Below are 24,795 nucleotides of genomic sequence, written 5' to 3' on the forward strand. Positions count from 1 at the left end.
AGCCGGAGAAAAATGTCGGACACAGGCAATCATCGCGCTGAAGAATTCGCGATGCGCACAGGAAAGATTAGTTGAGCAATAAGACGTTAGAGACAAGAACGCCGCGAATTATCGCGGCGTCTTCGTAAATCTGGAAAACTGGATCAGGCGAAGGTATCGATCAACGTACCAAGCATTTCGTCGGATGCCTTGGCCACGCTCACACCCAGTTGCACTTGGAACTTGCCCTGGGACATCTCAACCATGTTGCTGGCCAGGTCCGATTGCTGGCTGCGATCCACTGACCGCAGGCGATCGACTTGGACTTCGGACGACTGGCTGGTGACCGAACGTTCGATCGTGTTGTTGGCGATCTGGCTGGAGGCCTGATCGACGCGGTTCTGCCCTGTCTGAATCGTGCTCAGACCGGCATAGAACGCGGTACTTCCTGAGATTTCCATGGCAGAGCTCGTCTTCTTGAAGGGTCGACAGCAGTCATTGAATCAGAAGCCCCGGGAAAAGGCCCGACAAAAACACTAATGGCACAGTGCCGCGTCATAGGCAAAACCTTGCCGTGGTCTCAGTCCAGCAGATCCAGTTGCAGGTGTTCGGCCACGGCTTCAGCCGTCACGCTCTGGATCCGCGCCACCCTACCCAGGCAGGGCGCCGGCAGTCGTTCGGCCAGGGTAGCCAGGTTTTCTTCCAGGCGCGAGGTGGCCGGGTCGATGATGTTCGCGACCCAACCGGCAAGCTGCAAGCCATCACGGGCGATCGCCTCGGCGGTCAACAACGCGTGACTGATGCAACCCAGGCGCACGCCCACCACCAGGATGACCGGCAAGCCCAGCGCGATCGCCAGGTCGGAAAGATTGTCCTGGCCAGACAGCGGCACGCGCCAACCGCCCGCGCCTTCGATCAAGGTGAAATCGGCGCCCAGCGCCAGCACTTCGCGCATCGGACCCAGCAGCGACTGCACCGTCAAGGCAACACCGGCCTCCCGGGCGGCCAAGTGTGGCGCTATCGCCGGTTCGAACGCCACTGGATTGACCTGTGCATAAGTCAGCGGTATCGAGCATTCGGCCAGCAGGGCCAAAGCGTCGGCGTTGCGCAGGCCCTTGGGCGTCACATCGCAGCCAGAGGCCACGGGTTTTCCGGCAGCCGTGCTCATGCCAGCCTGTCGCGCCGCGTGCAGCAGGCCCGCCGCGACGGTGGTCTTGCCCACATCGGTGTCAGTGCCGGTAATGAAATAGGCCTGGCTCATAGCGGTTTCTCCAAAACGGCGTAGACCACCTGGTAAGTCGCCGGCAACCCCTGGGCCTGACGAAACTGCTCATAAGCTTCAACCAACGCCAGGATCCGCGCCCTGCCCGTCAAGCCGCCTGGGCGACCAGGGTTCAGATTATGGGCACCCAACGCTTTCAATTCATGGGTCAGGCTGCGCACATCGGGGTAATACAGCACATGGGGACGGTTTTCCAGACTGACGACCTTCAGCCCGCTGGCCGCGCAAAGGTGCTGATACGTCTCGAACCCACGGAAACGGTTGACGTGCACCAAGCCATCCACCTGACGCCAACTGTCGCGCAATTCATACAAAGTGCCCACGCAGAGGCTGGTAAAGGCCAACACTCCACCCGGTTTCAACACACGATGGGCCTCGCTCAGCACCGTGGCAAAATCCGCGCACCACTGCACCGCCAGACTGGAGAACACCAGGTCGCAGCTCGCCGCTTGCAGAGGCAGCCGCTCAGCATCACCGGCGACAAAATACGCGGCGCCGCCCTGGGGACGCGCATGGTTGAGCATGCCTTCGGCGATATCCAGCGCCAGGCCTGTGCTCGCGCCGAAACGCGCGCCCAGGGCCCGGGTGAAATAGCCGGTGCCGCAACCCAGGTCCAGCCAACGTTGCGGCATGAACGAAGGCGGCAACCGATCAAGCAATTGCTGGCCGACGTCGCGCTGCAGCTCGGCCACGCTGTCATAGCTGGCCGCCGCCCGGGAAAACGAAGCCGCTACCTGGCGCTTGTCGGGCAAGGCGCCGGGCAAAGGGGGAAAAGACAAATCAGTCATCGCCGGACTCATGAAAAAAAGCCTGGATCGCTCCCGCTACACCGTGCGGGTCCTCCAGAAGAAATCCGTGGCCGGCCTGTTCGATCAGACCGATTTCGACATCCGGCAGCAAGGCCAGCAAATCACTCGCTGCCTCGGCCGGCACCAGGGCGTCGAGCCCGGCAAACAGATGCAGCTGCGGACCACGAAAACTGTGCAACGCGGCGCGAGTGTCCAATTGCGCCAACAGTTCGAGCCCGGCCATCAACACTTCCGGCGACGTGCTCGGCGCCCCGGCCAACAGCAATCGCGACAAGCCGCGCGGATCGGCGCAACCCTGGGCACAGAGCAGGCTGAAGCGCTTTAGAGTCTGGCGTGGATCGGCCGCACAACCGGCGAGAAAGCCGTCGAAAGTCTGGCTCTCCATCGCGCTCAGCCATTGTTCGTGGGCAACAAAGGATGGATTGCTCGCCAGGGTCAGCAAGCCGCAGCAGCGCTCCCCCCGACGCGCCGCCAGTGCCGAGGCCAACATGCCGCCCAGGGACCAGCCGCCGAGCCAGGCGTCCTGGGGCACGGTGGCGTCCAACTCTTCGAGCCATTCATCGGGATCGCTCGACAGCAATGCCGGCAACGGCTCGATCTCCACACGCAGGTGTTCGTCGAGCCCTTGCAAGGCCGCCGCCAGCGGTTCCAGCGGTGAAACGCCCAAGCCCCAGCCGGGCAACAGAATCAGTCGATCACGCATGGTTTGGCTCCGGTCCCAACAGGGCAAAACACTCGGCCAGTGCATTCAACAATAGCTGCACCTGGGCCTCGCTGTGGGCGGCGGTCAGGGTCACGCGCAAACGAGCGCTGCCGGCCGGCACGGTGGGTGGGCGGATCGCCGTGACCATCAGTCCGCGCTCACGCAGCATCTGCGACACGCGCATGGCCCGCCCCGCATCGCCCACCAGGATCGGCTGGATCGGCGTGAAGCTGTCCATCAGTTGCAGGCCGATCTGCTCGGCGCCCTGGCGGAACTGGCGGATCAACCGCTGCAGGTGCTCGCGCCGCCAATGTTCACTACGCAGCAGTTCCAGGCTCTTGAGCGTGGCGCAGGCCAAGGCCGGCGGTTGGCTGGTGGTGTAGATGTAGGGGCGCGCGAACTGGATCAGGCTCTCGATCAGTTCCTCGCTACCGGCGACGAAGGCCCCGGCGGTGCCGAAGGCCTTGCCCAAGGTGCCGACCAGCACCGGCACATCGTCCTGGCTCAAGCCGAAATGCTCCACGATACCGCCGCCGTTGGCCCCTAGCGGGCCGAAACCGTGGGCATCGTCGACCATCAGCCAAGCCCCCTTCGCCTTGGCTTCACGGGCCAGGGCCGGCAGGTCGGCAATGTCGCCGTCCATGCTGAACACGCCGTCGGTGACCACCAGGGTATTGCCGGTGGCTTTTTCCAGGCGGCTGGCCAGGCTCTGGGCATCGTTGTGCAGGTATCGGTTGAAACGCGCGCCGGACAACAGCCCGGCGTCGAGCAGCGAAGCGTGGTTGAGGCGGTCTTCCAGCACCGTGTCGCCCTGCCCCACCAGCGCGGTGACCGCGCCGAGGTTGGCCATGTAGCCGGTGGTGAACAACAACGCCCGCGGACGCCCCGTCAGGTCGGCCAGGGCTTCTTCCAGGGCGTGATGCGGGCCGCTGTGGCCGATCACCAAATGGGAAGCGCCGCCACCGACACCCCAACGGGCCGCCCCGGCGCGCCAGGCTTCGATCACTTGCGGGTGATTGGCCAGGCCCAGGTAATCGTTGTTGCAGAACGCCAGCAATGGCTGGCCGTCCACCACCACTTCCGGGCCCTGGGGGCTTTCGAGCAGCGGGCGCTGGCGATAGAGGTTTTCGGCACGACGGGCAGCCAGGCGTGCGGCGAGATCGAAGGGCATGCAGGCCTCAACTGTTTAAAGACTGGCCAAAGCCCCTTGTGGGAGCGAGCTTGCTCGCGATGAGGCCATTACATTCGACATTTCTGTCGGCTGTTATACCGCCATCGCGAGCAAGCTCGCTCCCACAGGGGCTTGCAGGCCAATCCGGGAATCGGTGAGTGGTCAAACAGCAGCGTTATAGAACTGCTCGCTGCTCTTCTGCTCCACCAGCGCCTGTTCAATGGCCGCCTGGTGCACTTCGTCGGCATGTTCTTCGCGGGCTTCGGGCTGGATGCCCAGGCGTGCGAACAACTGCATGTCCTTGTCGGCTTGCGGGTTGGCGGTGGTCAACAGCTTGTCACCGTAGAAAATCGAGTTGGCGCCGGCAAAGAATGCCAGGGCCTGCATCTGCTCGTTCATCGCTTCACGGCCAGCGGACAAGCGCACATGGGACTGGGGCATCATGATCCGCGCCACGGCGAGCATGCGGATGAAGTCGAACGGGTCGATGTCTTCAGCATTCTCCAGCGGCGTGCCGGCGACTTTGACCAGCATGTTGATCGGCACCGACTCCGGGTGCTCCGGCAGGTTCGCCAGCTGGATCAGCAGATTGGCGCGGTCGTCCAGGGACTCGCCCATGCCCAGGATGCCGCCGGAGCAGATCTTCATCCCCGAATCACGCACGTAGGCCAGGGTTTGCAGGCGCTCGCTGTAGGTGCGGGTGGTGATGATGCTGCCGTAGAACTCCGGCGAGGTATCGAGGTTGTGGTTGTAGTAGTCCAGGCCGGCCTGGGCCAGCGCTTCGGTCTGTTCCTGATCGAGCCGGCCCAGGGTCATGCAGGTTTCCAGGCCCATGGCCTTCACGCCTTTGACCATTTCCAGCACATACGGCATGTCCTTGGCCGACGGGTGCTTCCACGCCGCGCCCATGCAGAAACGGGTCGAACCGATGGCCTTGGCCCGCGCGGCCTCTTCAAGGACCTTCTGCACTTCGAGCAATTTCTCTTTATCCAGGCCGGTGTTGTAGTGACCGGACTGCGGACAATATTTGCAATCTTCCGGGCAAGCGCCGGTCTTGATCGACAGCAGCGTGGAAACCTGGACGCGGTTGGCGTCGAAGTGCGCGCGGTGCACAGTCTGCGCCTGGAATAACAGGTCATTGAACGGCTGAACGAAGAGTGCTTTGACTTCGGCCAAAGACCAGTCATGACGCAGGTTGGCAGTGGTGCTGGCGCTCATGGGCATTTCCTTGATTATGCTTGGCTGGCGCCTGGGGCATGGAATACCCACAGACGCGACACGGATGTTCGGCATATTTAAGGAAGAGTCATGCGCTGTCAACCACGATACAAAGGACCGGTTTACATCTGGTCAAAAAACAAACAATCCTGCCTGCTGTGCGGCGAAAGCACCGATACGCCGCAGCCTATCTGCACCCCCTGCGAAAGCGAGCTGCCCTGGCTCGGCGATCAATGCAGCGTCTGCGCCCTGCCCTTGCCCATGGCCGGATTGCGTTGCGGTCAATGTGCCTCGCGACCGCCGGCCTTCGAACGGGTCCTCGCGCCCTGGGCCTATGACTTCCCGGTGGACAGCTTGATCACCCGCTTCAAGCATCAGGCGAAATGGCCCCTTGGCCGACTGCTGGGCGAACTGCTGGCGCAGTCGCTGCAACATCATTTCGATGAAGGGCTGGAGCGACCCGACGCACTGGTACCGGTGCCACTGGCGACCCGACGCCTGCGCCAGCGCGGTTTCAACCAGGCGGCGTTGCTGGCCCGCTGGCTCAGTGGACCGCTGGCGATCCCTTGCGAAGAAAACCTGCTGCGACGCACCCAGGACACTCCGGCCCAACAGGCCCTCGATGCCAAGGCCCGGCGCCACAACCTGCGTCAGGCCTTTGCCCTCACCCCCAAGGCATCGTTGCGCAACCGTCACCTGGCATTGGTCGACGATGTGCTCACCACCGGCGCCACGGCCCAGGCGCTGGCGACCCTGTTGCGCGATGCCGGCGCCGCGCGGGTCGATGTGTACTGCCTGGCCCGAACGCCGAAACCCGGTGAGCCGGCTTGACGTGCCGCGCCTAAGGCGCCAACGTCCGCCCATCGACCTTCGCACGCAGTTTTCCGTCATGTCATTGCCCACGCTTCTGACCCAGCACATCGTTCGGCGCCCCCAACGCATCGCCTTGTTGCAACACATCGCCGAACAGGGCTCGATCACCCGCGCCGCCAAGAGCGCGGGCCTGAGCTACAAAGCGGCGTGGGATGCCATCGATGAGTTGAACAACCTCGCGGACCAACCGTTGGTGGAGCGCAGTGTCGGCGGCAAGGGCGGCGGCGGTGCCAAGTTGTCGGAGGAAGGCCAGCGTGTGCTGCGCCTGTATCTGCGCCTGCAAGCGCTGCAGGCGCAACTGCTGGAAGCCAGCGAAGACGCCGGTGACCTGGGCCTGCTCAGCCGCCTGATGCTGCGCACCAGCGCCCGCAATCAATTGCACGGCAAGGTCCTGGGCATCGAGGCCCAGGGGCACAACGACCGGGTACGCCTGGAGCTGGCCAGGGGCCTGGTCATCGAAGCGCAGATCACCCACGACAGCACGCTGCGCCTGGAACTGGGTGTCGGCACCGATGTGGTGGCGCTGATCAAGGCCGGCTGGCTGCAATTGCACCCCGTCGAGCAAGCGGAAGAACCGGGGATCAATACGCTGCGCGGCGTGATCGAGCAGGTCGACGCCGCCGAAGACGGCCCCAGCGAAGTGCGCATCGGCCTGCCCAACGGCCAGACGCTGTGCGCCCTGGCCGATCCGCTGCAGTTGCAAGCGCAGAACCTGGCAGCCGGTTCACCCGTGCAAGTGACGTTTTCAGCGACAAATGTGCTGCTCGGCACACCGCTGTAGCGCGTTGCAACAATAGTTTCATCGACCCGCTTTAAGGTGACTGCCAAAACCAGCAGGGAGCCTGATGATGAGCCTATTAGAAGAAAACCAATCCACCGACCTGGAAAAGATCGTCGGCCTGAGCCGTCGTAGTTTCATCAGCGCCGGCGCCTTGTGCGGCGCGGCGATGTTCCTGGGCGGCAACCTGCTGAGCCGCAGCGTGCTGGCCGCCGCCGTGAGCGAAGGCAACAGCCGGCTGCTGGGCTTTAAAAGCATCGCCGCCGCCACAGCCGACACCATTACCTTGCCGCCGGGCTATAAAGCTTCGGTGTTGATCAGTTGGGGCCAGCCTCTGCGCAAAAATGCACCGGCCTTCGATCCAAGTGGCAATGGAACAGCCCGCGCACAGGAAGTGCAGTTTGGCGACAACAACGACGGCATGAGCCTGTTCGAATTCCCCGGCGACAAAAACCGGGCGCTGATGGCGATCAACAACGAATACACCAACTACCGCTACCTCTTTCCACACGGCGGCCAGCCGCAGTCGGCCGAAGACGTGCACAAGGCCCAGGCCAGCGAAGGGGTGTCGGTGATCGAGGTCCAGCGTCGTCGCGGCCAGTGGCAGTTCGTCCAGGAATCGCGCTACAACCGCAGGATCCATGGCAACACGCCAATTCGCCTGCGCGGCCCGGCCGCCGGCCACGACCTGCTGAAAACCAGCGCCGACAAGAGCGGCAAGAAAGTGCTGGGGACGTTCCAGAACTGCGCCAACGGCATGACGCCGTGGGGTACCTACCTGACCTGCGAAGAAAACTTCACCGATTGCTTCGGCAGCAGCAAGAGCGACCTGCAGTTCGATGAGGCGCAAAAACGCTATGGCGCTACCGTCACCAGCCGCGAGATCAACTGGCACCTGTTCGATCCGCGTTTCGACCTGGCGAAGAACCCCAACGAACTCAATCGCCATGGCTGGGTGGTGGAAATCGATCCGTTCGATCCAGACTCCACGCCGGTGAAACGCACCGCCCTGGGCCGCTTCAAACACGAGAACGCCGCCCTGGCCCAAACCAATGACGGTCGCGCCGTGGTGTACATGGGCGACGATGAACGCGGTGAGTTCATCTACAAGTTCGTCAGTCGCGAACGCATCAATCATCGCAATGCCAAGGCCAACCGCAACCTGCTGGACCACGGCACCCTGTACGTGGCGCGCTTCGATGCTGGCGACGGCAACCCGGACCATCCCAAAGGCAAGGGCCAGTGGATCGAGTTGACCCACGGCAAGAACGGCCTCGACGCCAGCAGTGGCTTCGCCGACCAGGCCGAAGTGCTGATCCATGCGCGCCTGGCTGCCAGCGCCGTGGGGGCCACCCGTATGGACCGTCCCGAGTGGATCGTGGTCAGCCCTAAAGATGGCCAGGTCTATTGCACCCTGACCAACAACTCCAAGCGCGGCGAAGACGGCCAACCGGTAGACGGACCGAACCCTCGGGCCAAGAACGTCTACGGGCAGATCCTGCGCTGGCGCACCGACCGCGACGACCATGCATCCAAGACCTTCTCCTGGGATCTGTTCGTGGTCGCCGGCAACCCGACGGTACACGCCGGCACGCCAAAAGCCGGGTCGTCCAATATCAACCCGCAGAACATGTTCAACAGCCCCGATGGCCTGGGCTTCGACAAGGCCGGCCGGCTGTGGATCCTCACGGACGGGGACTCCAGCAATGCCGGGGACTTCGCCGGCATGGGCAACAACCAGATGCTCTGCGCCGACCCCGACAGTGGCGAAATCCGCCGTTTCATGGTCGGGCCGGTGGGCTGCGAAGTGACCGGGATCAGCTTTGCCCCGGACCAGAAGGCGTTGTTCGTCGGGATCCAGCACCCAGGGGAAAACGGTGGTTCGACCTTCCCTGAGCACCTGCCCAACGGCAAGCCGCGGTCTTCGGTGATGGTGATTACCCGGGAAGACGACGGCGTCATTGGCGCCTGACACTTTGTGGCGAGGGAGCTTGCTCCCGCTGGGTTGCGCAGCGACCCCACTTTTTTGTGGGCGCTACGCACCCAAGCGGGAGCAAGCTCCCTCGCCACGAAGTCTCACCAATCAATCCCGACTGCTTTGCGCTACCATGCTGGGCCGGACGCGGCAGCCCTGCCGCTGCGCAGGAGTCAGCATGTCCCATCCGTTCGAAACCCTCACGCCCGACCTGGTGCTCGATGCCGTTGAAAGCATCGGCTTTCTCAGCGACGCCCGCGTGTTGGCCCTCAACAGCTACGAGAACCGCGTCTATCAGGTCGGCATCGAAGATTCCGAGCCGCTGATCGCCAAGTTCTATCGCCCTCAGCGCTGGACCAACGAAGCGATCCTGGAAGAGCACAGCTTTACCTTCGAACTGGCCGAATACGAAGTGCCGGTGGTGGCGCCGCTGATCCACAACGGCGCCAGCCTGCACGAGCACGCCGGGTTTCGTTTCACCCTGTTTCCCCGTCGCGGTGGCCGGGCGCCAGAGCCGGGCAATCTCGACCAACTCTATCGCCTGGGCCAGTTGCTCGGGCGCCTGCACGCGCTCGGGGCGACCCGGCCGTTCGAGCATCGCGAAGCCTTGGGCGTGAAGAACTTCGGCCACGATTCGCTGGCCACCGTGCTGGCAAGCGGTTTCGTCCCCCGCAGTCTGTTGCCGGCCTACGAGTCAGTCGCCCGGGACCTGCTCAAGCGCGTCGAAGAGGTCTACGCCGCCACGCCCCACCAGAACATCCGCATGCACGGCGATTGCCACCCCGGCAACATGATGTGCCGCGACGAGGTGTTCCACATCGTCGACCTCGACGACTGTCGCATGGGCCCGGCGGTGCAGGATCTATGGATGATGCTCGCCGGCGATCGCCAGGAATGCCTGGGGCAGTTATCGGAGTTGATGGACGGTTACCAGGAATTCCACGATTTCGACCCGCGAGAACTGGCGCTGATCGAGCCGCTGCGAGCCCTGCGCCTGATGCACTACAGCGCCTGGCTGGCGCGCCGCTGGGACGACCCGGCCTTCCCCCGCAGCTTCCCGTGGTTCGGCAGCGAACGTTACTGGGGCGACCAGGTGCTGGCGTTGCGCGAGCAATTGGCAGCGCTCAATGAAGAGCCGTTGAAGCTGTTCTGATTGGGCTCGGTTCCAACAGCCACTGAAATCCCTGTGGGAGCGAGCTTGCTCGCGATGGCGGTGTGTCAGTCGACAGAGGTGTCGAATGCTTCATCGCTATCGCGAGCAAGCTCGCTCCCACAAAAGGGATTCGCGGTGAAACGCTCACAAAGGTTCACAGCACAACCAGACAAATCTCCTTACAATCACCTCTTTGTTAGCTGCCTAAGCAAGGATTCTGCATGCAAGCCGCCAACCCGCGTCGCGGGTACATCCTGGGCCTGAGTGCCTACATCATCTGGGGTCTGTTCCCGATCTACTTCAAGGCCATCGCCAGCGTGCCGTCGGTGGAAATCATCATCCACCGGGTGCTGTGGTCGGCCCTGTTCGGCGCGGCGTTGCTGCTGGTGTGGAAACACCCGGGCTGGTGGCGCGAACTGCGGGATAATCCACAGCGCCTGGCGATCCTCGCCCTGAGCGGGACGCTGATCGCCGCCAATTGGCTGACCTACGTCTGGGCGGTGAACAACGAGCGCATGCTCGAAGCCAGCCTGGGTTACTACATCAACCCGCTGGTCAACGTGTTGCTGGGGATGTTGATCCTCGGCGAGCGCCTGCGCCGCATGCAATGGCTGGCGGTGGGGTTGGCGGCCGTCGGCGTGGCGCAGCAGGTCTGGCAAGTGGGCAGCCTGCCGTGGGTGTCGCTGGTGCTGGCGCTGACCTTCGGTTTCTATGGGCTGATCCGCAAGCAGGCGCCGGTCAAGGCATTGCCTGGGCTGGTGGTGGAAACCTGGATGCTGGTGCCGATCGCCATCGCCTGGTTGCTGTTCAATCCCACGGCCATCAGTGCCCAAGCCGCGTTCTGGACCACTTCCGAAGCCTGGTGGCTGGTGGCGGCGGGTCCCGTGACGCTGGTTCCTCTGGTGTGCTTCAACGCCGCAACACGGCATCTGCCCTACACCACCATCGGTTTTCTCCAGTACATCGCGCCGACGCTGGTGCTGCTGCTCGCCGTGCTGCTGTTCGGTGAGCACCTGTCGTCCAGCACGCTGGTGGCGTTCCTGTTCATCTGGGCCGGGCTGGCGGTGTACAGCGTCGATGCAGTGATCAGCATGCGTCGGCGTAGCTGATCAAAAAACGTACAAACCTTTACAGGCCACGTCCGGCGTGGCCTGCGCTTATCCTTCCCAAGGTTATCCACAGCGTGATCCCCGCCGTTTGTGCACAAGCCCTTGAAAGTTGGTGATTTTTTGATCATTGGCGGCTGAGCCCCGGCCGGCCTGGGCTGGGGCCGAGTCTCTACAGGTTATCCACAGGCAGGCGCAGTTTTTCCTTGGATAACCTTTATTGCGCCTCGTCGCTGAGCTTGAGCTCCACCATCAACTCATCGGCCAAGGTTTCCAGGTGTTCCTGCAAGGTCTCCAGCGACAGGGTCAAGGGCACGCCCAGGAGCGCCTCGGCATGAAACAGCAGCTCGCTGCTCATCGGTGCCGGCCCGACATGGGTCACCAGGCGCTCGACATTGACGCCCTGCTCGCTCAACAACCGGGTGATGTCCCGCACGATGCCCGGACGATCATTGCCCACCAGCGCCATGGTGATGGGTTTCCAGGTGCAGGACTCTTCAACGGCGCTTTCAGCGATCAGCACGCGGATGCCATGGGCCGACAGCCCTTGCAAGGCTTCGATCACTTCTTCATGGGCCTCGGCCGGGGCGCTGAAACGCACGATCCCAGCAAACTGCCCGGCCAGGTGCGCCATGCGGCTTTCCAGCCAGTTACCGCCATGCGCGGCAATGCAATCGGCGATGCGCTCGACCTGCCCGGGCTTGTCCGGGGCGAAAACAGTGATGACGAGGTGGTCCATGGGCGCAGTCCTCTTGTTGATGGAAGGAACAGTATAGGCAAGGCAGAAAATCAACACGGTCGCGCTTTCGTGGCGAGGGAGCTTGCTCCCGCTGGACCGCGCAGCGGTCCCAGAATGGTTGGATCAGTGCTGCGCACTGAAGCGGGAGCAAGCTCCCTCGCCACGGTATTTTGTGTACGAACGCTAAAATTATCTGGAACAATCTATCTGTTTTTTGAGAACATCCCGTGCCCCGACGTGACCGTAACACTTTAGTCGGTCGCGGAACGACGCAATTAGTCTAATTTTCACAACCGCAATTGATCATGTAGTATTCCGCAGCGCGCACTACATAATCGCGATAACCCTGTTGTACCGATGTCTGCTTAAGGCCAGTCGCATCCCTGAAAAGCCCCGTCAGCAAGGCTTGAATACCCAGCCGCCAGCGATGGCATGTACTGGTTCCGGGGTTTGTGGTTTAAATGTCCCGAGGCTTCATTGTCAAAATCGAAGAGCTGAAAAGCGAAATAGCTGAGCAGAGTGAGGCAAGCAATGACTGAACACGTTCAAGTCGGTGGCCTGCAGGTCGCCAAAGTCCTGTTCGACTTCGTGAATAACGAAGCCATTCCCGGAACCGGCCTCACCGCCGACGCGTTCTGGGCCGGTGCCGACAAGGTCATCCACGACCTTGCGCCGAAGAACAAAGCCCTACTCGCCAAACGCGATGATTTCCAGGCGCGGATCGATGCCTGGCACCAGGCCCGTGCCGGCCAGGCCCACGACGCCGTGGCTTACAAAGCCTTCCTGCAAGACATTGGATACCTGCTGCCAGAAGCGGCGGATTTCCAGGCCACGACCCAAAACGTCGATGACGAAATCGCCCGCATGGCCGGCCCGCAACTGGTGGTGCCGGTGATGAACGCCCGCTTCGCCCTCAACGCCTCGAACGCCCGCTGGGGTTCGCTGTATGACGCGCTGTACGGCACCGATGCCATCAGCGAGGCCGATGGCGCGGAAAAAGGCAAAGGCTACAACAAGGTACGCGGCGACAAGGTCATCGCCTTCGCCCGTGCTTTCCTCGACGAAGCGGCGCCCCTGGCGGCCGGTTCCCATGTCGATTCCACCGCGTACAAAATCGTCGACGGCAAACTGGTGGTCACCCTCAAGGGCGGCAGCAACAGTGGCCTGCGCAACGATGCCCAGTTGATCGGCTTCCAGGGCGATGCCTCAGCACCGACCGCGTTACTGCTGAAACACAACGGCCTGCACTTCGAAATCCAGATCGATGCCAGCACCCCGGTCGGCCAGACCGACGCCGCCGGCGTCAAAGACATCCTGATGGAAGCGGCACTGACCACCATCATGGACTGCGAAGACTCGGTCGCCGCCGTCGATGCCGATGACAAAGTGGTCATCTACCGCAACTGGCTCGGGTTGATGAAGGGTGATCTGTCGGAAGAAGTCGCCAAGGCCGGCCAGACGTTTACCCGGACCATGAACCCTGACCGTGTCTACACCGCCGTCGACGGTTCGAGCGTGACCTTGCATGGCCGCTCATTGTTGTTCGTGCGTAACGTCGGCCACCTGATGACCATCGACGCGATCCTGGACAAGGATGGCAACGAAGTGCCGGAAGGCATCCTTGACGGCCTGCTCACCAGCCTGGCGTCGATCCACAGCCTCAACGGCAACACCTCGCGGCGCAACAGCCGCACCGGTTCGGTGTACATCGTCAAGCCGAAGATGCACGGTCCGGAAGAAGCCGCGTTCACCAACGAGCTGTTTGGTCGCGTCGAAGACGTGCTGAACCTGCCGCGCAACACCCTCAAGGTCGGGATCATGGACGAGGAGCGCCGTACCACGGTCAACCTCAAGGCCTGCATCAAGGCCGCCAGCGAGCGCGTGGTGTTCATCAACACGGGCTTCCTCGACCGTACCGGCGATGAAATCCACACCTCCATGGAAGCCGGCCCGATGGTGCGCAAGGCCGACATGAAGGCCGAGAAGTGGATCGGCGCCTATGAAAACTGGAACGTCGACATCGGTTTGAGCACCGGCCTGCAAGGTCGCGCGCAAATCGGCAAGGGCATGTGGGCGATGCCGGACCTGATGGCGGCGATGCTCGAACAGAAAATCGCTCATCCACTGGCCGGCGCCAACACCGCGTGGGTTCCGTCGCCAACCGCCGCCGCCCTGCACGCGCTGCATTACCACAAGGTCGACGTGTTCGCCCGCCAGGCCGAACTGGCCAAGCGCGCCCGCGCGTCGGTGGACGACATCCTGACCATCCCGCTGGCCGTCAACCCGAACTGGACACCGGAGCAGATCAAGAACGAACTGGACAACAATGCCCAGGGCATCCTTGGCTACGTGGTGCGCTGGATCGACCAGGGCGTCGGCTGCTCCAAGGTGCCGGACATCAACGACATCGGCCTGATGGAAGACCGTGCGACGCTGCGTATTTCCAGCCAGCACATCGCCAACTGGCTGCGCCACGGCATCGTCACGCAAGAGCAGGTGATGGAAAGCCTCAAGCGCATGGCGCCGGTGGTCGACCGCCAGAACGCCAGCGACCCGCTGTACCGTCCGCTGGCACCGGACTTCGACAGCAACATCGCCTTCCAGGCGGCGGTCGAACTGGTGATCGAAGGCACCCAGCAGCCGAACGGCTACACCGAGCCGGTGCTGCACCGTCGCCGTCGCGAGTTCAAGGCAGCCAATGGGTTGTGATTGAGCGGTAGACAGCGGCACAAAAAAGCCCTGATCGAAAGATCAGGGCTTTTTCATGTGCAATGCCTAACAGCTAGAGATCCATCCCCAACTCATGCTTGACCAACCCCAGCAATTTTTCGGTATCGATCGGCTTGAGCAAAAAGTCCACCACGCTCAGGTGCATGGCTTCGATGGCGTCCTTCACATCGGCGTCGCCCGACACAATGATGATTGGCAACGCCGCCCGCTCGGACTCGCGCACCAGGCGCACCAGTTCCAGGCCATCGACATTGCCCATGCGCAAGTCGGTGATCAGCAGGCCGATCGACGGCTTGGTTTCCAGCATCTTGAGCGCCGTTTCCCCACTGGCGGCGGTCATGCAATGAATCCCGTCCAAGGCCAGGATCTCCGACAACAGCTCACGAGCGTCCTTGTCGTCGTCGACGATCAGGACGCGCTGCGGCGGCAGGTCGGGTTCCAGCATGACGGCACTCAGCGCCTCGCGCTCGGCATCACTCAAAATATCGTGGTCGGACATGGTGCTCTCTACGTTCTTTAAATCGATCCCCTGGCACAGTGGTCAGACATCGTTCCGCGGCGCTTCAATGTGCACTTCGTCGGATTTTTTTCCAAGAACATTCAATGAAGATTTTTCCGACATCTAGCGTAGGACTTTTCTGTAAGCCAGCCCTTAGGCTGCGACCTAGACTTACGTCCAATGGGCACCCCGCGCTGAGGGGCCGACCATGGAGAACAGATCCGACCACAACAATTCGAATAAGACTGCGTAATGGTTATGAAAAAAGCGGACGCCTTCATCCAGGCAGGGAAAACCGCGGTGTTGCAAAACATCCAGGGGACGCTGCAGTTTCTCCAGCGCTTTCCCCCGTTCAACCAAATGGAAAACGCCCACCTGGCCTACCTGGTGGAGCAATGCCTGCTGCGTTTCTACGCCCCGGGCGACACCATCATCAAGCCGGCCGACGGCCCGGTGGAACACTTCTACATCGTCAAGCAGGGCCGGGTGGTGGGCGAACGCCCGCATTCGGCCAAGGGTGGCACCGAAACCACCTTCGAAATCACCACCGGCGAGTGTTTCCCCCTCGCCGCGCTGCTGGGCGAGCGGGCCACGCGCACCGAGCACCGAGCCGGCGAAGACACGTTCTGCCTGCAACTGAACAAACTCGCCTTCATCAAGCTGTTCGCCTTGTCCGGCCCGTTTCGCGATTTCGCCCTGCGCGGGGTCAGCAGTCTGCTCGACCAGGTCAACCAACAGGTCCAGCAAAAATCGGCGCAAAACCTGGGCACCCAATACTCGCTCAATACACGACTGGGCGAATTGGCGATGCGCCACCCGGTCAGTTGCAGCCCGGACACACCGCTGCGCGAAGCCGTGAAACTGATGCACGAGCAGCAGGTCGGCAGCATCGTGGTAGTGAATGAGCAAAAAGCGCCAGTGGGGATTTTCACCTTGCGCGACCTGCGTCAGGTAGTGGCCGATGGTTCCGGGGATTTTTCCCAGGCCATCGTAGGACACATGACCCAGGCCCCCTTCTTCCTTTCGCCGGACCACAGCGCCTTCGACGCGGCCATCGCCATGACCGAGCGCCACATCGCCCACGTCTGCCTGGTCAAGGACCAGCGCCTGTGTGGCGTGGTCTCGGAGCGCGATCTGTTTTCCTTGCAGCGGGTCGACCTGGTACACCTGGCCCGGACCATCCGCAACGCGCCTCGGGTGGAAAACCTCGTGGCCCTGCGCGGCGAGATCGGCCAACTGGTGGAGCGCATGCTGGCCCACGGCGCGTCGTCGACTCAGATCACCCACATTATTACTCTGCTCAACGATCACACCGTCTGCCGGGTCATCGAACTGACCCTGGCCGACAAGGGCGACCCGGGTGTGCCGTTCAGTTGGCTGTGTTTCGGCAGTGAAGGCCGGCGCGAGCAAACCCTGCACACCGACCAGGACAACGGCATTTTGTTCGAAGCCCGGGACGCCGCCCATGCCGCGCAGATCCGTGGCCTGCTGCTGCCCATCGCCCAACAGATCAACCAGAGCCTGGCCCTGTGCGGCTTCACGTTGTGCAAGGGCAACATCATGGCCGGCAACCCCGAGCTGTGCCTGTCCCGCGCCGAATGGGCCCGGCGCTTCGCGGCATTCATTCGCGAAGCGACGCCGGAAAACCTGCTGGGTTCGAGCATTTATTTCGACCTGCGGGTGGTCTGGGGCGATGAGCAAGGTTGCGAGCAGTTGCGCCAGCAGATACTCACTCAGGTGGCCGACAACCGCTTGTTCCAGCGCATGATGGCCGACAACGCGCTACGTCACCGCCCGCCCGTGGGACGTTTCAGGGATTTCGTGCTGAGCCGCAAGAATGGCGAAAAAGCGACCCTGGACTTGAAAGTGCAGGGCCTGACCCCCTTCGTCGACGGCGCCCGCCTGCTGGCCCTGGCCAACGGCATCGAAGCCAACAACACCTTGGAGCGTTTGCGGCAATTGGTCGTCAAGGAGGTGATCGAACCGCTCGACGGCGCGGCCTATGAGGAGGCCTACCACTTCATCCAGCAGACCCGCATGCAGCAACACCAACTGCAAACCCGCGAGAACCTGCCTTACTCCAACCGCGTCGACCCCGACAGCCTCAACCATCTGGACCGGCGCATCCTGCGTGAATCCCTGCGCCAGGCCCAACGCCTGCAAAGCAGCCTGACGCTGAGGTATCAGCTGTGAACCTGTTTTCCTGGCTGCGCCCGGCCCAGCCGACGTTGCCCGACGCGCTGCAACAGCGCCTGGAATGCCTGCCGGTGCCCTCGCCATTGAGTGAAGGCAACCTGCGGGAACAGCGCTGGGTCGTGCTCGATCTGGAAACCACCGGGTTGAACCTGAACAAGGACCAGGTGCTGTCCATCGGCGCGGTGGTCATTGAAGACGGCGCCATCGACTTCAGCCAACAGTTCGAACGCACCTTGCAGTGCGATCAGCAAAAGCTCGGGCCCAGCGTCTTGATCCATGGCCTGGCGCCCAGCACCATTGCCGCCGGCAGCGACCCGGCCGAGGCGCTGCTGGCGTTCATGGAGTTCGTCGGCGACAGCCCGCTGCTGGCCTTTCACGCGCCGTTCGATTCGCACATGCTCGGGCGCGCCTTGAAAGACTACCTGGGCTATCGCCTGCAGCATTCGTTCCTTGACGTCGCGGACCTGGCCCCGATGCTTTGCCCCCAGGCCCCTCTGCGCAAGGCGGGCCTGGATGAGTGGATCGACTGGTTCAAGCTGCAAGTCTTCGACCGCCACAATGCCAGCGCCGACGCCCTGGCCACGGCTGAACTGGCGCTGATCCTGTTCAGCCGCGCCCGCCAGCAACAGATCCACAGCTCCCTTGAGCTGCAACAACGCCTGGGCCAGTGGAAACGACGGCAGCAGGCGCCTTCGCTTTAACCTGAAGACTTATAAGGCCGAGGCTTTTGTGGGAGCGAGCCTGCTCGCGATGGCATCACCCTGATCCGACACCGCATCGCGAGCAGGCTCGCTCCCACAGGGGACCTGGTTCATTCAGCACCATCGCCACTGCCCGACCAGCGCCAATTGCTTTCCCGCCCCCGCCTCTGCCACAATCGCGAACAATTCTCGTTACTTAAAACGTCGGTGATGCTCCGTGTCGTCAGTCCCCAGTCCCCACAGTGATTTGGTTGGTGCGTTGTACCGTGACCATCGCGCTTGGCTATTGGCATGGCTGCGCCGCAACGTGGCGTGTGCGCACCGGGCCGAGGACCTGAGCCAGGACACTTTTGTGCGCTTGCTCGGTCGCGAAGAGCTGAAGGCGCCCCGCGAACCCCGGGCGTTTCTGGTGGCCATCGCCAAGGGCCTGTTGTTCGATTATTTCCGTCGAGCGGCATTGGAGCAGGCTTATCTCACCGAACTGATGCTGATTCCCGAAGCCGAGCAGCCCTCGGTGGAAGAACAGCAGATCATCCTGGAAGACCTCAAGGCCATCGATCGCCTGCTCGGCAAACTGTCGAGCAAGGCCCGCGCAGCCTTCCTCTATAACCGCCTCGACGGCCTCGGCCATGCAGAAATCGCCGAGCGCCTGGGCGTTTCGGTGCCGCGGGTACGGCAATACCTGGCCCAGGGCATCCGCCAGTGCTACATCGCCCTGTATGGAGAGCCGACGTGAGCCAGGCCCATGCCAAACCGGTCTCGGCCAGCGTGCTGGATGCCGCCATTGCCTGGCAGTTGTCCCTGGACTCGAGCAGTCCCCAGGAGCGGGAAGCGTTTGCCCAATGGCACGCTGCCGATGAAGAGCATGCCCGGGCCTGGCGTCAATTGGGCATGCTTGACCAACGTTTCAGCGTCGCCAACGGGCCGGCGCGGGCGGCCTTGCTGCAATCGCGGGTGAGCATTCGCCGCCGGATACGCAAGGTTGGAAGCGGCCTGGCCAGCGTCGTCGCGGTCATCGGCCTGGCGTTGTTCGCCGGCGATCGTTACCTGCCGCTGGATTACTGGCTGGCCGACCAGCGCACCGCGACAGGTGAACAACGCACCCTGCGCCTGGCAGACGGTACGCTGATCAACCTCAACACCCACAGCGCACTGGACGTGCGTTTCGATGACAAGCAACGCCTCATCGTCCTGCAGGAAGGCGAGATCCTGGTGGAAACCGGCCACGACGACCCGCGTCCGTTCATCGTCGAGACCCGCGAAGGTAGCCTGCGCGCCCTGGGCACACGATTCCTGGTCAAGCGCGAAGACGAAGGCACGCGCCTGAGCGTATTGAAATCCGCCGTGGCGGCGCATCCGCAAGCCACGGACATCGAACAGATCCTGCGCGAAGGCCAACAAGTGCTGATGCGCCGCGACGGCCTCGGGCCGACCATCGCCCTGAGCCCCGGCGCCGATGCCTGGACCCGCGGCATGCTGGTGGTGGACAACGCCCGTCTCGAAGACCTGGTCCATGAGCTGGGGCGTTACCGGCGCGGCTACCTGGGCGTCGAGCCGCAAGTGGCCGACCTGCGCATCACCGGCAGTTTCCCGCTACACGACACCGACCTGGCCCTGACCGCCCTGCTGCCGACCTTGCCGGTGCAGGTCGAGCATCACACCCGGTGGTGGGTGGTGGTGGGGCCGCGGGTTGAAGCCAAGCCCTGAATGTTGCGTCAGTGATGACGCCTTCGCGAGCAGGCTCGCTCCCACAGTGGAACAGCGGCGCACACCCAATAGGGAATCATCGAAGATCGAATGTGGGAGCGAGCCTGCTCGCGATGAGGCCATCTGCGTCACCACAAGAAACCAGGCCAACCGGCAAACCGAATCTAAATTATTTTCATCCAGCCCTATCACTTTTCGATTTTCATCCGGCACCCAGGCAATTGAGAAATATTTCCATTCAGGAGCCGCCGTATGTCCCGCCCGATAGACACCCTGTTGCGCCCCAGCCTGTTGGCCGTTGCCATCGCCTTCGCCGCTCCGTTGACCAGCGCCCCGCTGCTGGCCGCCGAACAGGCCACCAGCGTGCGTGCCTACAACCTGCCCGCCGCGCCATTGGCCAACACACTGAACCAGATCGCCAGCCAGGCCGGTCTCGCGCTGAGCCTGAATCCGTCCCTGGCCTCGGGCAAGACTTCGGCCCCGGTCCAGGGCCAGTTCGACGCCACCGGCGCATTACGCGAGGCCCTGCGCGGCACCGGCCTGCAACTGCAACAAAGCAGCGCTGGCACCTACAGCCTGGTGGCCGTGCCTGAAGGGGTCATGGCCCTGCCGGAAACCAGCGTGATCGGTGCCGGTCTCAGTGAAACCGCGTGGGGCCCGACCGAGGGCTACGCGGCCACCCGCACCGCCGCCGGTACCAAGACCGATACGCCAATCGTCGAACTGCCGCGCTCCGTCTCCGTGGTCACCCGCCAACAGATGGAAGACCGTTCCGTGCTCAACCTCAACGACGCCCTGCGCTATACCGCTGGCGTGCAGAGCAGCGGCTACGGTTCGGATTCGCGCAATGACTGGCTACTGGTGCGCGGGTTCGTGCCAACCCAGTTCCTCGATGGCCTGCCGCTGCCCAAGGGCAACTACATCACGCCGAAAATCGAGCCCTGGAACCTTGAGCGCATTGCCGTGCTGCGTGGCCCGGCCTCGTCGGTCTACGGCCAGACGCCACCCGGCGGCATGCTGGACATGGTCAGCCGCCGCCCACAGGCCGAAAGCAGCAATGAAGTCGAACTGCAGGCTGGCAGCTACGAACACAAGCAGATCAACTTCGACAGCACCGGCAAGGTCGATGACGAAGGCCAGTTCCTCTATCGAGTCAGCGGCACCGTGCGTGACAGCAACGCCCAGGTCGATCACATCCCGGACAAGCGCTACAACCTCGCGCCGAGCCTGACCTGGAACATCAACGACGACACGCGCCTGACCTTACTGTCCCAGTACACCCGCGACGACACCGGCATCACCGGGCAATTCCTGCCGTTGCAAGGCACCAAGCTCTCTTCGCCGGCGGGCAAGATTTCCCACCACAAGAACCTCGGCGATCCGGATTGGGAATTCTACGACCGTACCTACTACGCCCTCGGCTATGCGTTCGAACATCGCCTGAACGACACCTGGCAGTTCCGCCAGAACCTGCGCTACACCAAGAGCGACCTGGAAACCCAAGGCATCTCCGCAGGCGGCCAATTCTGGCCTGACGGCCCCGACCAATCGGTGGACGCCGACGGTAACGTCAAACGCAGCGCCAGCGTCATCAACGAAGACATCAGCCAGTTCGCCGTGGACAACAACTTCCAGGCCGACTTCCAGACCGGCGCCCTCAGCCACACCCTGCTGCTGGGCCTGGATCACCAGCGCTCCAACAGCAATTCGCGCTGGGATTGGGGTTCGACCGGCGTGCCGACCAGCAACATCCACAACCCGACCTATGGACAGGATTTCTCCAACGTCCAGTACTTCACCATGTATGACTACAACCAGAAGACCCACCAGACCGGCCTGTACGTCCAGGACCAGATCGCCCTGGACAACTGGCGCCTGACCCTCGGCGGTCGTGAGGACTGGATTCACACCGGCACCGTGTTCCACAACCTGAACGACGCGACCAACACCCAACGCGACAAGAAATTCAGCGGCAACGCGGCACTGAGCTACGTGTTCGATAACGGTGTGACGCCGTACATTTCCTTCGCCCAGTCGTTCCAGGCGGCAGCGGGTTCAACCGTCAACAGCACCGAAGCGTTCAAGCCCACCGAAGGCGAACAGTACGAGGCCGGTATCAAGTACCAGCCACCCGGCACCAAGACCTTGCTGACCGCCGCGGTGTTCGACCTGACCCAGAAAAACAACTCCGTGACCGAAAACAACGTCACCCGCCAAGTGGGTGAAGTCCAGGTGCGGGGCCTGGAACTGGAAGCTTCGGGCAATGTGACCGACAACTTGAAGCTGGTCGGTTCCTACACCTACACCGACAGCGAAATCACCAAGGGCACCGCGGCTGAAGAAGGCAAGCGCATGGCCCAGGTGCCGCGCAATCAAGCCACCGCGTGGGCTGACTACACCTGGCACAACGGCCCGCTGGATGGCTTTGGTATCGGGGCCGGTGTGCGTTATGTCGGCGACACCTACGGCAACACCACCAACACCGACTGGGGCCATGTCGGGTCCTATACCGTGTACGACGCCTCGGCCCATTACGACTTGGGTCGTTTGAACAAGACCCTCAAGGGCGTCACCGTGGCAGTGGACGCGAAGAACCTCTTCAACAAGGACTACCTGTCCACTTGCGACGGCTTCTACTGCTACTACGGCGACCAACGTAATGTCGTCGCCAGCGTGAATTACAAATGGTAAACGGTTAGCATTTGCAAAACCTTTTGAGGGTGCTCAATTGGCGAAGCTGTTCATGTAAGGAAAACCGTGGCGAGGGAGCTTGCTCCCGCTGGGCCGGTCCGACGCTTCGGGCGTAGCAGCCCCAAAAGCTTGGGATCGCTGCGCAATCCAGCGGGAGCAGGCTCCCTCGCCACAATGGCTGTCCCCCAGGTGAACAGTGTTATCCCAGGTGCCCTTTTGCATTCGGATCGATCATGAAAAGCAAAACCATTCGCCGCTGGTCCTTCATCCACACCTGGACCAGCCTGATCTGCACGGTGTTCCTGCTGATGCTGGCAATCACCGGGCTGCCGTTGATCTTCCACCATGAAATCGAACATCTGCTGGGCGACGCCCCCGAGCTTCGGGAGATGCCGGCCGGCACACCGCCACTGGACCTGCAGCAACTGGTGGAGAAAGCCAAGGCCCATCGCCCGGGTGAAGTGGTGCAGTATTTTGGCTGGGACGAGGACGAGCCCAACGGCGTAATCACTATCATGGCGCCGACGCCGGGTACCGAACCCAATTCCTCCCACACGTTCATGCTCGACGGGCGGACCGGCGAGGCCTTGGAAATGCCCTCGGCCAATGGCGGTTTCATGATGGTCATGCTGCGTCTGCACGTGGACATGTTCGCCGGGTTGCCGGGCAAGTTGCTGCTGGCGTTCATGGGTTTTCTGTTCGTGATGGCCATCGTCTCCGGGGTCGTCCTGTACTTGCCATTCATGCGCCGCCTGAAGTTCGCCACGGTGCGCCAGGACAAGTCCATGCGCCTGCGCTGGCTCGACCTGCACAACCTGATCGGCGTGGTCACGCTGGTCTGGGCGCTGACCGTGGGCGTCACCGGCGTCATCGCCGCGTGCGCCGACCTGCTGATCGCGGCGTGGCGCAACGACAGCCTCAGCGCCATGGTCGAACCCTACCGCAACGCCCCACCGCTGACTCAACTGGCTCCGGCCACGCGCTTGCTGGACATTGCCAAGGACGTCGCGCCGGGCATGGAGCCAAGCTTCATCGCCTTCCCCGGCACGCTGTTTTCCAGTGAACACCACTACAGCGTCTTCATGAAAGGTGACACCCACCTGACCTCGCACCTGCTCACGCCTGTGCTGATCGATGCCACCACCCTGGACGTCACCGCCGTCGCCGAACGACCGTGGTACATGGACATGATGAGCCTGTCCCTGCCCCTGCACTTCGGCGACTACGGTGGCCGGCCGATGCAGATCTTCTGGGCGACCCTCGATATCCTGACCATCATCGTCCTGGGCAGCGGCGTCTACCTGTGGCTGGTGCGGCGTAAAGCGGCCAAGCGGGCAACCGTCGGCACGGAGGTCGCCTCGTGAAGCCTCGGCAGTCGAGTTTCTGGAAGGTGTTTGGTATTCCCGTGATGATTGGTGCGCTGAGCGCGGCGGGGTTGTTCAGTGCATTGCTCGGGGACGGCGCGTGGGATGCGGTGAGCTGGGTGGGCTTGGGCGTGCCGACGTTGCTGGGGACTTGGGGCTTGATCAAACGCAAATAACGCCAGCCAGACACGCCCCTTGTGGGAGCGAGCTTGCTCGCGATAGCGGAAGGTCAGTTGCATTGATGTTGACTGACACGCCGCCATCGCGAGCAAGCTCGCTCCCACATTGGGATTCACCGCTCAATCCGCCACTCGCCAGTCGCCCCGCAACTGTCTAGGCTAAGCCTCCTGCCCGCCCAATCGAGGATCCCGCATGTCCACCCCCAGCATGACGCTGTTCCACAACCCCGCCTCGCCCTTCGTGCGCAAGGTCCTGGTGCTGTTGCACGAAACCGGCCAGCAAGACCGCGTGGCGTTGCAGCTCAGCCAGCTCACCCCGGTCAAGCCGGACCGGGCGCTCATCGATGACAACCCATTGAGCAAGATCCCGGCCCTGCGCCTGGCCAACGGGACGGTGATCCATGACAGCCGCGTCATCCTCGACTACCTCGACCACCAGCACGTCGGCAATCCGTTGATCCCCCGGGACGGCGCGGCCCGCTGGCGGCGTTTGACCCTGGCCTCCCTGGCCGATGGGATCATGGACGCGTCGGTGATGATCCGCTACGAAACCGCGCTACGTCCTGTGGAAAAACACTGGGACGAGTGGCTCGAGGCGCAACGGGACAAGATTCGCCGTGCCCTGGGCCTGCTCGAAGCCGACGCGATTGCCGAACTGGCCAGCCATTTCGACGTGGCCTCCATCAGCGTGGCCTGCGCCCTGGGCTACCTGGACCTGCGCCATCCGGACCTGGAATGGCGCAAGGCCAATCCGCAACTGGCGGCGTGGTTTGCCGAGGTGAGCTTGCGGCCTTCGATGGTCGAAACGGTGCCCAGGGTCTAGATTTGCATTGACCGATCCGGCCTCATCGTCGGAACGCCGCCCGGAGCAAGCTCGCTCCCACAGGGGACTGTGGCGTTCTTTGTGGGAGCGAGCTTGCTCGCGATGGCTGCGCACCGGAT

General features: G+C 62.7%; 22 protein-coding genes. 14 read left to right on the forward strand and 8 right to left on the reverse strand.

Translation table 11 applies throughout. From position 1 onward, the window contains the following. Positions 1-143: 143 nt before the first annotated feature. The 6 genes from AD659_RS25350 to bioB all read right to left on the reverse strand — a co-directional run bounded on the left by AD659_RS25350 (position 144) and on the right by bioB (position 5,162). A complete protein-coding gene (locus AD659_RS25350) occupies positions 144-440 on the reverse strand; it encodes a hypothetical protein (protein WP_053125981.1) in 297 nt (98 codons plus the stop codon). Between the two features lie 119 nt (positions 441-559). Next, positions 560-1,240, reverse strand: a complete 681-nt coding sequence (gene bioD, locus AD659_RS25355) for a dethiobiotin synthase (protein WP_053125983.1) — start codon at positions 1,238-1,240, stop codon at positions 560-562. Continuing rightward, entirely contained in the window at positions 1,237-2,049 is an 813-nt protein-coding gene (gene bioC / locus AD659_RS25360; protein ID WP_053125985.1) for a malonyl-ACP O-methyltransferase BioC, read from the reverse strand. The genes bioD and bioC overlap by 4 nt, the downstream gene beginning before the upstream one ends. Further along, the gene (locus AD659_RS25365) at positions 2,042-2,773 is read right to left on the reverse strand and encodes an alpha/beta fold hydrolase (protein WP_053125986.1); all 732 of its coding nucleotides are present in this window, start codon (positions 2,771-2,773) and stop codon (positions 2,042-2,044) included. Before AD659_RS25365 ends, bioC begins: the two co-directional genes overlap by 8 nt. Continuing rightward, on the reverse strand, positions 2,766-3,944 hold the full coding sequence (gene bioF / locus AD659_RS25370) for an 8-amino-7-oxononanoate synthase (RefSeq protein ID WP_053125988.1): 1,179 nt from the start codon (positions 3,942-3,944) through the stop codon (positions 2,766-2,768). The genes AD659_RS25365 and bioF overlap by 8 nt, the downstream gene beginning before the upstream one ends. 162 nt (positions 3,945-4,106) lie before the next feature. Then, entirely contained in the window at positions 4,107-5,162 is a 1,056-nt protein-coding gene (gene bioB, locus AD659_RS25375; RefSeq protein WP_014340550.1) for a biotin synthase BioB, read from the reverse strand. Positions 5,163-5,252: 90 nt separating this feature from the next. Here bioB and AD659_RS25380 point away from each other — a divergent pair, with 90 nt between their 5' ends. From AD659_RS25380 to rarD, 5 genes are all read left to right on the forward strand, one after another. Beyond that, complete coding sequence (locus AD659_RS25380) at positions 5,253-5,993, forward strand: ComF family protein (protein ID WP_053125990.1); 741 nt, start codon at positions 5,253-5,255, stop codon at positions 5,991-5,993. Between the two features lie 58 nt (positions 5,994-6,051). Continuing rightward, a complete protein-coding gene (locus tag AD659_RS25385; protein ID WP_053125991.1) occupies positions 6,052-6,816 on the forward strand; it encodes a TOBE domain-containing protein in 765 nt (254 codons plus the stop codon). Positions 6,817-6,883: 67 nt separating this feature from the next. After that, positions 6,884-8,785: a PhoX family protein gene (locus tag AD659_RS25390; RefSeq protein WP_053125993.1), complete on the forward strand. Its 1,902-nt coding sequence runs from the start codon at positions 6,884-6,886 to the stop codon at positions 8,783-8,785. A 181-nt stretch (positions 8,786-8,966) separates the two neighbouring features. After that, positions 8,967-9,941: a serine/threonine protein kinase gene (locus AD659_RS25395; protein WP_053125995.1), complete on the forward strand. Its 975-nt coding sequence runs from the start codon at positions 8,967-8,969 to the stop codon at positions 9,939-9,941. A 221-nt stretch (positions 9,942-10,162) separates the two neighbouring features. After that, the gene (gene rarD, locus AD659_RS25400; RefSeq protein WP_053125997.1) at positions 10,163-11,050 is read left to right on the forward strand and encodes an EamA family transporter RarD; all 888 of its coding nucleotides are present in this window, start codon (positions 10,163-10,165) and stop codon (positions 11,048-11,050) included. A gap of 214 nt (positions 11,051-11,264) precedes the next feature. Here the strand turns inward: rarD and AD659_RS25405 are convergent, their stop codons facing one another. Then, a complete protein-coding gene (locus AD659_RS25405; RefSeq protein ID WP_053125999.1) occupies positions 11,265-11,786 on the reverse strand; it encodes a glycine cleavage system transcriptional repressor in 522 nt (173 codons plus the stop codon). A 531-nt stretch (positions 11,787-12,317) separates the two neighbouring features. On the opposite strand from AD659_RS25405, the gene AD659_RS25410 reads away from it, so the two are divergent. Continuing rightward, positions 12,318-14,495: a malate synthase G gene (locus tag AD659_RS25410; protein ID WP_053126001.1), complete on the forward strand. Its 2,178-nt coding sequence runs from the start codon at positions 12,318-12,320 to the stop codon at positions 14,493-14,495. A 73-nt stretch (positions 14,496-14,568) separates the two neighbouring features. Here AD659_RS25410 and AD659_RS25415 read toward each other — a convergent pair whose 3' ends face one another. Further along, on the reverse strand, positions 14,569-15,015 hold the full coding sequence (locus tag AD659_RS25415; protein ID WP_053126003.1) for a response regulator: 447 nt from the start codon (positions 15,013-15,015) through the stop codon (positions 14,569-14,571). Positions 15,016-15,273: 258 nt separating this feature from the next. Between AD659_RS25415 and AD659_RS25420 the strand changes: the two genes are divergently transcribed. From AD659_RS25420 to AD659_RS25455, 8 genes are all read left to right on the forward strand, one after another. Further along, positions 15,274-17,208: a putative nucleotidyltransferase substrate binding domain-containing protein gene (locus AD659_RS25420; protein WP_331716634.1), complete on the forward strand. Its 1,935-nt coding sequence runs from the start codon at positions 15,274-15,276 to the stop codon at positions 17,206-17,208. Next, positions 17,205-17,912 (forward strand): 3'-5' exonuclease, encoded by a 708-nt coding sequence (locus AD659_RS25425; protein ID WP_053126006.1) that lies wholly within the window; start codon positions 17,205-17,207, stop codon positions 17,910-17,912. Before AD659_RS25420 ends, AD659_RS25425 begins: the two co-directional genes overlap by 4 nt. A 217-nt stretch (positions 17,913-18,129) precedes the next feature. Beyond that, on the forward strand, positions 18,130-18,648 hold the full coding sequence (locus tag AD659_RS25430) for an RNA polymerase sigma factor (protein ID WP_053126008.1): 519 nt from the start codon (positions 18,130-18,132) through the stop codon (positions 18,646-18,648). Continuing rightward, positions 18,645-19,619 carry a FecR domain-containing protein gene (locus AD659_RS25435; RefSeq protein WP_053126009.1) on the forward strand — a complete coding sequence of 325 codons (975 nt, stop codon included), beginning with the start codon at positions 18,645-18,647 and terminating at the stop codon, positions 19,617-19,619. The genes AD659_RS25430 and AD659_RS25435 overlap by 4 nt, the downstream gene beginning before the upstream one ends. A gap of 252 nt (positions 19,620-19,871) precedes the next feature. Next, positions 19,872-22,310: a TonB-dependent siderophore receptor gene (locus AD659_RS25440; protein WP_053126010.1), complete on the forward strand. Its 2,439-nt coding sequence runs from the start codon at positions 19,872-19,874 to the stop codon at positions 22,308-22,310. A 233-nt stretch (positions 22,311-22,543) separates the two neighbouring features. Next, positions 22,544-23,674, forward strand: coding sequence for a PepSY-associated TM helix domain-containing protein (locus AD659_RS25445; RefSeq protein WP_053126012.1), 1,131 nt, complete (start codon positions 22,544-22,546; stop codon positions 23,672-23,674). Further along, positions 23,671-23,850, forward strand: a complete 180-nt coding sequence (locus tag AD659_RS25450; RefSeq protein ID WP_053126013.1) for a hypothetical protein — start codon at positions 23,671-23,673, stop codon at positions 23,848-23,850. Before AD659_RS25445 ends, AD659_RS25450 begins: the two co-directional genes overlap by 4 nt. 196 nt (positions 23,851-24,046) lie before the next feature. Beyond that, complete coding sequence (locus tag AD659_RS25455; RefSeq protein ID WP_053126015.1) at positions 24,047-24,676, forward strand: glutathione S-transferase; 630 nt, start codon at positions 24,047-24,049, stop codon at positions 24,674-24,676. Positions 24,677-24,795 lie beyond the last annotated feature (119 nt).

It is taken from the genome of Pseudomonas thivervalensis (assembly GCF_001269655.1).
GTDB classification, from domain to species: Bacteria; Pseudomonadota; Gammaproteobacteria; order Pseudomonadales; family Pseudomonadaceae; genus Aquipseudomonas; species Aquipseudomonas thivervalensis.

Coding starts and splice junctions, on each gene's coding strand:
- AD659_RS25350 (WP_053125981.1), bottom strand. CDS start 440: ATGGAAATCTCAGGAAGTACCGCGTTCTATGCCGGTCTGAGCACGATT.
- bioD (WP_053125983.1), bottom strand. CDS start 1,240: ATGAGCCAGGCCTATTTCATTACCGGCACTGACACCGATGTGGGCAAG.
- bioC (WP_053125985.1), bottom strand. CDS start 2,049: ATGACTGATTTGTCTTTTCCCCCTTTGCCCGGCGCCTTGCCCGACAAG.
- AD659_RS25365 (WP_053125986.1), bottom strand. CDS start 2,773: ATGCGTGATCGACTGATTCTGTTGCCCGGCTGGGGCTTGGGCGTTTCA.
- bioF (WP_053125988.1), bottom strand. CDS start 3,944: ATGCCCTTCGATCTCGCCGCACGCCTGGCTGCCCGTCGTGCCGAAAAC.
- bioB (WP_014340550.1), bottom strand. CDS start 5,162: ATGAGCGCCAGCACCACTGCCAACCTGCGTCATGACTGGTCTTTGGCC.
- AD659_RS25380 (WP_053125990.1), top strand. CDS start 5,253: ATGCGCTGTCAACCACGATACAAAGGACCGGTTTACATCTGGTCAAAA.
- AD659_RS25385 (WP_053125991.1), top strand. CDS start 6,052: ATGTCATTGCCCACGCTTCTGACCCAGCACATCGTTCGGCGCCCCCAA.
- AD659_RS25390 (WP_053125993.1), top strand. CDS start 6,884: ATGAGCCTATTAGAAGAAAACCAATCCACCGACCTGGAAAAGATCGTC.
- AD659_RS25395 (WP_053125995.1), top strand. CDS start 8,967: ATGTCCCATCCGTTCGAAACCCTCACGCCCGACCTGGTGCTCGATGCC.
- rarD (WP_053125997.1), top strand. CDS start 10,163: ATGCAAGCCGCCAACCCGCGTCGCGGGTACATCCTGGGCCTGAGTGCC.
- AD659_RS25405 (WP_053125999.1), bottom strand. CDS start 11,786: ATGGACCACCTCGTCATCACTGTTTTCGCCCCGGACAAGCCCGGGCAG.
- AD659_RS25410 (WP_053126001.1), top strand. CDS start 12,318: ATGACTGAACACGTTCAAGTCGGTGGCCTGCAGGTCGCCAAAGTCCTG.
- AD659_RS25415 (WP_053126003.1), bottom strand. CDS start 15,015: ATGTCCGACCACGATATTTTGAGTGATGCCGAGCGCGAGGCGCTGAGT.
- AD659_RS25420 (WP_331716634.1), top strand. CDS start 15,274: ATGAAAAAAGCGGACGCCTTCATCCAGGCAGGGAAAACCGCGGTGTTG.
- AD659_RS25440 (WP_053126010.1), top strand. CDS start 19,872: ATGTCCCGCCCGATAGACACCCTGTTGCGCCCCAGCCTGTTGGCCGTT.
- AD659_RS25445 (WP_053126012.1), top strand. CDS start 22,544: ATGAAAAGCAAAACCATTCGCCGCTGGTCCTTCATCCACACCTGGACC.
- AD659_RS25455 (WP_053126015.1), top strand. CDS start 24,047: ATGTCCACCCCCAGCATGACGCTGTTCCACAACCCCGCCTCGCCCTTC.